Source organism: Cupriavidus sp. WS (assembly GCF_000395345.1).
GTDB lineage: Bacteria > Pseudomonadota > Gammaproteobacteria > Burkholderiales > Burkholderiaceae > Cupriavidus > Cupriavidus basilensis_B.
The window spans coordinates 1-1,176 of record NZ_AQPL01000619.1 but is presented as its reverse complement, the minus strand read 5'-3'; the positions used below and the strand labels follow the sequence as shown (position 1 = coordinate 1,176).

The following is a 1,176-nucleotide window of genomic DNA, read 5'->3' as shown; positions in this document are numbered from 1 at the left end:
TGGCTCGTCGCTGACGCCCGCCAGCAGATTGATGGTCTCCAGCGCGATCAGGGCCGAAGCCTCTTCGATGTCGGCGGCCACAATGGCCTCGTGCAACTGGCAACCGAGTTGGAGGGCCTGGGAGGACGAGCTGATGACGCGGACCTCGCGGCTCAGGTAGCAGCCGTTGCCGCCGAACTCGAACAGCCGCGGCTTGCTGCAATACCAGCATCCCTCGAACTGGATGGCGGTCAGGTTGTGGCCGTCATCGAACCGGGTGGCGATCAGAAACAAGGCGTCGAGATCGGCGGTGTCCTCGAACGAATGACGCTCGATCAAGTTCGCCAGCTCTTCGTCCTCATCGGCACCGAAGTGCACGGCGAGCAATTCGAGCAGCGGCGGGATCGACAGCCCTTCGTCGTCCGGCATAGGAATGCCGAGTTGCGTGGCCAGGTCTTCCAGGCCATCGAGCACGTCCGGCCATTGCGGATTGGTGGTCTCGGCGATCTGGGCGATGTAGGCCTGCCCGTTGCCGGGGTGGCTCTCGTCCAGCGCGAAGGCGCCGAACAGCGCCTGGATGACGGGCGTCACTCGGTCGAGCACGAGAACGCCGGTGGCTTCGTAGTAGTTGTTGGCCATGAAGGCTCCTTTCGATGAATGAACGGAGCCAGCCCTTGCGGACGATGGCATCCGCAGGGGAACCGCCTGATGCCGGATGGCACTGGGCGGGGAGAAAACGCGAGGGACATGGCCTCGGACGAGGCGCATGTCCCTCATGGGGTCGCGTGAACGCAGTGATGAAGGTGTGCCAGGAACCGGCTCACCAACCGCTGTAGTTCAGCAGCAGGTCGGCGATCACCTGGCGACGAGGCAGATCGAGGCCGTCGAAGTCCGACAACCCGTTGAAGTGGCAGCGCTTGAGCATGGCACCGCCCTCGCGCGCGTTGTAGAAGCTGACCATCGCGGACAGGAACATGCGTTCCCCGCTGCTCAGGACGCCGAGGGCGTCGTTGAGGCGCAGCATGTCGGGGCGCAGATCCCACTTGCTCTTGGCCTGGTTCAGACCTTCACGGGTGCCATCGCCAAACCATTGCGGGCCGGCGATCTCGACACCACGCTTCCATGCCTCGAAAAAGGCTTGGGGCGCGGCGCTGAAATGCCGTTCTTCCCGAACGATCTGATCGACGACTTCCTGCG

2 protein-coding genes are annotated in these 1,176 nt (G+C 63.8%); both read right to left on the bottom strand.

What is annotated here, in order from left to right; all coding sequences use genetic code 11:
- Window positions 1–618, bottom strand: a 618-nt coding sequence (locus K206_RS0135720; RefSeq protein ID WP_020207034.1) for a hypothetical protein, incomplete at its 3' end; no start/stop codon positions are given.
- 181 nt (window positions 619–799) lie between these two features.
- Window positions 800–1,176 (bottom strand): hypothetical protein (locus tag K206_RS0135715; protein ID WP_020207033.1); only part of this gene is annotated, 377 nt, incomplete at its 5' end.